This is a genomic window from Nostoc sp. 'Peltigera membranacea cyanobiont' 213 (assembly GCF_002245975.1).
Taxonomy (GTDB): Bacteria; Cyanobacteriota; Cyanobacteriia; order Cyanobacteriales; family Nostocaceae; genus Nostoc.
The window spans coordinates 1-5,722 of record NZ_NOLI01000242.1 but is presented as its reverse complement, the minus strand read 5'-3'; the positions used below and the strand labels follow the sequence as shown (position 1 = coordinate 5,722).

The window sequence follows — 5,722 nt, the reverse complement described above, 5'->3', positions numbered from 1 at the left end:
TCTTGTACCTCACTCAACTAAGAACCGCTATAGTTCGGCGCACTTTCATCCAGAACGGGTATTAGAGGATGTTTGAAAAGTCCACTTATTGGTATCAAAAGTTTTAGATCCCCCTAAATCCCCCGATAAATTAGGGGACTTTGATTCTTCCCTTTTTTTAATGGGGGTTAGGGGGGATCAACAAGTGCCTAAAATCACAGCCAAAGACTTTTCAAACAACCTCTTAATGCAAAGGGACGCAAAGCTATACTCTGCGTCCCTCTTTGTAGAAATTACAAATTACGAATTAGCTACGGGTTTAACCTGACTCAGCAAACTGTGTAGTTTTTCGCCTTCAATGACTTCTGTTTCTAAGAGTTGAGTCGCTATCGCTTCTAGCAAGTCTCGATTCTGTCTGAGAATCTCTAAGGCTTGTTCGTGCGCTGTTTCCACAATTTCCTTGACTTCACTATCAATGGCTTTGGATGTGTCTTCACTCACCGCCCGCCGGGGATTAGCCCCACCATTACCCAAAAACATCGATTGTTGACCTTGTTGGTAAGCCAATGGCCCTAAGACTTTGCTCATCCCATAAGATGTTACCATCCGTTCTGCCAAGTCAGTTGCTCGTTGCAAATCGTTAGAAGCACCTGTTGTAATACTGTTAAACACAACCTCTTCGGCGGAACGTCCACCTAATAGAGTTGCAATTTGACCCCGCAATTCTGCTTCATTCATCAAAAAGCGGTCTTCAGTTGGTAATTGCAGAGTGTAGCCCAAAGCAGCCATCCCACGGGGAATAATCGAAATCTTTTCTACACGACCGTTTCCTGTGGTTAGCGCCCCGACCATTGCGTGACCAACTTCATGGTATGCAACAATCTTTTTCTCAGTCTCGTTCATCACCCGACTCTTTTTCTCTAAACCGGCGACTACCCGCTCAATTGCTTCAGCAAAGTCTTCTTGAGCAACGCTTTCACGTAGATTACGAGCAGCTAATAATGCGGCTTCATTGACCAAGTTTGCCAAATCTGCGCCAGCAAAACCAGGAGTCCGAGTAGCGATCGCTCTTAAATCTACATCATTTCCTAATTTTACCTTTTGAGCGTGAATCTTGAGAATTGCTTCCCGACCAGATAAATCAGGACGGTCTACCAGCACTTGGCGGTCAAAGCGGCCTGGACGTAGTAATGCAGAGTCAAGGCTTTCAGGGCGGTTGGTAGCAGCTAGTACAATCACTGTTGCATCCCCAGCCGCAAACCCGTCCATCTCCGTTAGTAACTGATTCAGGGTTTGTTCTCGCTCATCGTTACCACCGTAGAAACCGTTACTGCTACGAGATTTACCGATCGCATCTAATTCATCAATGAATATAATACAGGGAGCCTGTTTCTTTGCCTGCTCAAACAAATCCCGCACTCTGGAAGAACCGACACCGACAAACAATTCTACAAACTCGGAACCAGAGATGCTAAAAAATGGAACTCCAGCTTCTCCTGCTACGGCTTTTGCTAAAAGTGTCTTACCAGTACCAGGAGGCCCAACCAACAACACACCTTTGGGAATCCTCGCGCCAATTTGGGTAAACCGTCCTGGAGTTTTGAGGAAATCCACAATTTCCACTAACTCAGTTTTCGCTTCTTCTACCCCAGCCACATCTGCAAAGGTAATTTTAGCTGATTCGCCTTCAACGTAAACCTTAGCTTTACTCTTACCAATGGAAAGCGCACCTTGGGGGCCACCGCCACCACCACGAGACAGAAAGAATTGCCAAATCCCAATAAAAATCAGTGGTGGAATCACCCAACTTAACAGGGTTGTAATCCAAGTATTCTTGGGTGGAGGTGTAGCAGCAAACTCAACTCCCTTTTGTTCTAGCAGTTTGGGTAACTCTAAATCAAAAATTGGTGTAGTTGCAAACACCTGTCCCGGTTCGGCATTTTCTGTTTTTAGTTCGTACAGTATCTGGTTTTGACCAACAGAAACGCGGTTGACTTCCCCTTCTTGTACTTGATGAATAAATAAGCTATAAGGAACACCAGTAGGCCCAGAAGCAAATAAACCAGGCAAAAATAAATTTAAGAGCAGGAATAGCCCTGATACTGCCAGTAATATATTAGCAACGATCCGAAACCGAGGTGATTTAGGTTGTTCTTTAATTGCCATAGATGTTGTTACCAATCCTTAAAATGAAAACTGTTGAGAATGTGACTTTGTAGGAAAGTCCACTATTTACCATTCAAATAGTTGAAGCAACAGCTTATACTGTTTCCAACCAATCAAAAATTTGGGATAACTGATCCAGTGTTACCAGTCCATACTGCCAGAGGGTCATAGCCAGAAAGTTGGGAGTCTGCTCGCAATGTCGCAAAGCAAGAGAAATTGCTCCACCAGAAAGACCCAAATCTTCTTCTAAAAAATGCACCAATTTATCTGTAGCTTTCATCGCAATGTTAAATAATGTTGATTAAGTCTTATTTCTGACAGAGCTTGACTTCTGCGGTCTAAAGTCCAGGCTGCATAAATAGTTTTTCTGTTTGTCTTGATTGTTAAGCATACTAAGGCTTCTCATAATTTCTCCCGTTTAGCAATGTTTGTTTGCAGCATTTTTTTATTTATGTAACTAAACTTAACAATTAAATTAATCTTTGGGAACTAACAAGCAAATACGGTTTACCGTACTCAAAGACTTAACACCACTGGAAATGAGAAAACTTTAATCAACAGAAGGCTGTTAGGGACTTCCAACAAATAGAATTACCCAATCTTGGGGGGTGGGCGCTCATGTTGCCCACCCCACAAGAAGTAGTTGAGTATTTTTTATTTGGAAGTCCCTTAAAGAAGATGCAGAGATTGGGAAATGCAAAGATAAATCCCCATGTCTTCTTCTATACCTCCGTGTTACAGCACTTCCTGCTGCTATGAGGTACAGATACTTGGGATGCTATTAGTAGTCTGTCAAGCTAGTAATTAAAAGTTTGTAGTAAGCACTTTAGTGCTTAGAAGACAAGGACTGAAGTCCTTACTACGAACTTTTTTACCCGACTATTGGCACAGATCAACGATAATTGGATCAATTAGTGTACCTCATAACTTCGGAAAGTGCTGTATATTCCTTTCCCAGCAATGATTTATATCTTTTAGATACATACACGAGATGTGTAAGTAAGTCGGTGGAAATAAACCAAACTATCTTACGAAACGTAAATAGGCTTGAAACCCTTACTAGTGAAAAATGACAAAGGACAGCCCTAGCCAGTTATCTTTAATTACACCGCTCTACTTACAACGGGCTATTCAGTGGTGCAAAAACTTTACCATATATTCCCTTTGGATCTGCGACGCTGAATAGCGATATATACTCAATTTATCTTGAAGTTTTGCCAAATCAAAAATTAATACCCAACGCTTAAAATCAAGGATTTTTATTCTCTAGCAATGACAATATCATTAGATTTAATGACTGCATAAGCTTCTTTTCCCTCAGATAGTTCTAACTCTTCTGCGGAAGCTCTGGTGATAATTGAGGTTAATTCTACTTTATGAATAATCTCCAAAGTTACCTCACTATTAACTGCTCCATAAACAACTCGTTTAACAACACCTTTAAGAATATTGCGAGAGCTAACTTTTAGTGATTTTTTTTGAATACTACTTTTTATATCAGGCTTTTGAGTGTAGTAGATATCTTCTTGTTTTTCTTGCTGAGTTGGTGGCGATATTGGTGCTGGCGAATGCTGAGTGAGACTACGCACGAGTTCTCGCAGAATCTCAGTCTTGGTGCGTTGAGATTGTTCGCAGAACTCCTCTAGAATCTTCCGTTCATCCTCTGAAGTTTGAAATGTAACCCATCCTTGTTCTTTTCTTGGCATAATAATATTATCAGTTTTGGTTATCTTGGTAAAATTTTACCAAGTATTAATTCGATATGTCGTTTTAGTAATAACATTTTTTTTGCGATAATTTTCGGAATTTTTAGCGAAATTAATCAACTAATCCGATCCAGATAACTACATAAATATTTATTTTTTATAGCTGCAAAATATTTTGTTACTTGAAAACATCAAAGCGTCACTATACTTTATACTAACTAGGATGGTACGATCTAAGTCTATGGTATTTGTTGAGATAGCGATGCCTAAATTGAGCTACGCCTATGCAAAGGTAATCTGGCAGAAAACCCCACAGACATCGCATGAGTGCCATAGAACGATCTAACGTGAGTTCACAACCGGGGGATGAAACACCTAAAATCGCGTTCTCAAGACCTGCGGAGTTTATTTGAGAACAATATCACTATTGAATACGTGGCAGAACCCCTCAAAGCTATGCCAGCTGATGCAGAGGTGACAGAAGTGCTGCATTGGATGCAGGCACAAAATTTTGATGTTATCGGCGTTGAGACGGGAGATATTATAAGTGGTTATGTAGAACGCTCTAGTTTGATGCAAGGCAAAGAAGGCAAATGTAGCGACTATCAACGAGTGTTTCATCCCAAAGAACTAATAGCTATTTCTACCCCACTGATAAAGTTACTACCTATCCTACAACAAACTCCGCGATTGTTTGTTTTAGACTGCAATCAGGTAAGTGGGATTGTTACCTGTGGCGACTTGCAGAAAGCACCCGCGCGAATGCTACTGTTTGGCTTGGTAACGCTGCTAGAAATGAATCTACTGCGACTGGTGCGAATTTACTATCCCCAAGATTCTTGGCAAAAAGTCCTCAAACCTGAGCGTTTAGAAGTTGCTCAACGGCTATGGCGAGAAAGCCAAGAAAGAAACGAAGCTACCGATTTGTTAGATTATCTGCAATTCTGTGATAAACGAGAGTTGATTTTAAATCAGCCAGAACTTCTCGATCGACTCGGACTAAAATCCAAGCGGTTTGGCGAACGTTTCCTCAAATCTGCTGAACAGTTACGAAACCGATTAGCTCATGCTCAAAATTTAGTTACTGGTTCCTCTTGGACAGAGTTGATTTCTCTAGCAGAAGCGATGGAAAAACTGTTAATTCACTGTGAAGAAGTTGAGTAAAGTAGTCAGCTTTTATAACATTAAGCTTTAACGCGGCTTGTTGAGTGAATCGCTCACTTGAGTACCTGTATAATTGGGAACCCAACCTTCAGCGATCGCAAAATAGCGTACCGCTTTGCAATTTAACGATGCAGTCGGGCTGCACCAATGCTCAACGTCAGCAGGGATGTAGAGATAGTCTTGTGCCTGAACTAAAAGCTGGACTTGGCTGCCATCGGGTCGCACGAAGCCATAAATCATTTCTCCTACCAACACGTAGAAGGGTTCAGCCGCAGGATGAGTGTGGTAACGGCCATAAGTTGCTATCAAATGGCGAAGATTAAAGGAACCTGGATGTATATTTAGCAAGTCACACCAGATAGTGCCATTTTCTTGCTGAAGAAACTCAAAAACGCTGTTATGGAGTTCTACACAATAACGTTTCTCAGACTCAGTTAAAACGTCCTGGTCTAACAGATTGGGGAAGAGTAGCGATGTTCCTGGGTCGTAGTGTCTGAGTTGAACGCCAAGAGGCGCAAGTTCACGAGCTATTTCGCCTAAATCACTCTCAATCGTACCGTCGTCAAGTAGTAGGTTAGCCATGACAAAAAGACTAATTAACTGTTAAGAAGAGTATACTCTTTTTTGAAACAAAAAGCCACTATCCCGATTGACAAACCGGGGTTTATTTTCCCATGATATCCTGTTAATTTGATTCACCTCCAATC

At 41.4% G+C, this 5,722-nt stretch carries 5 protein-coding genes; 1 reads left to right on the top strand and 4 read right to left on the bottom strand.

From position 1 onward, the window contains the following. Positions 1 to 279 precede the first annotated feature (279 nt). The 3 genes from ftsH4 to CDG77_RS32985 all read right to left on the bottom strand — a co-directional run bounded on the left by ftsH4 (position 280) and on the right by CDG77_RS32985 (position 3,851). The gene (gene ftsH4, locus CDG77_RS32995; protein WP_094333403.1) at positions 280 to 2,145 is read right to left on the bottom strand and encodes an ATP-dependent zinc metalloprotease FtsH; all 1,866 of its coding nucleotides are present in this window, start codon (positions 2,143 to 2,145) and stop codon (positions 280 to 282) included. 94 nt (positions 2,146 to 2,239) lie between these two features. Beyond that, entirely contained in the window at positions 2,240 to 2,425 is a 186-nt protein-coding gene (locus tag CDG77_RS32990; protein WP_094333402.1) for a DUF2949 domain-containing protein, read from the bottom strand. A 979-nt stretch (positions 2,426 to 3,404) separates the two neighbouring features. Then, entirely contained in the window at positions 3,405 to 3,851 is a 447-nt protein-coding gene (locus CDG77_RS32985; protein ID WP_094333401.1) for a TOBE domain-containing protein, read from the bottom strand. A 366-nt stretch (positions 3,852 to 4,217) separates the two neighbouring features. On the opposite strand from CDG77_RS32985, the gene CDG77_RS32980 reads away from it, so the two are divergent. After that, the gene (locus CDG77_RS32980) at positions 4,218 to 5,015 is read left to right on the top strand and encodes a hypothetical protein (protein ID WP_094333400.1); all 798 of its coding nucleotides are present in this window, start codon (positions 4,218 to 4,220) and stop codon (positions 5,013 to 5,015) included. Between the two features lie 27 nt (positions 5,016 to 5,042). Here CDG77_RS32980 and CDG77_RS32975 read toward each other — a convergent pair whose 3' ends face one another. Beyond that, the gene (locus CDG77_RS32975; protein WP_094333399.1) at positions 5,043 to 5,597 is read right to left on the bottom strand and encodes an acireductone dioxygenase; all 555 of its coding nucleotides are present in this window, start codon (positions 5,595 to 5,597) and stop codon (positions 5,043 to 5,045) included. Positions 5,598 to 5,722 lie beyond the last annotated feature (125 nt).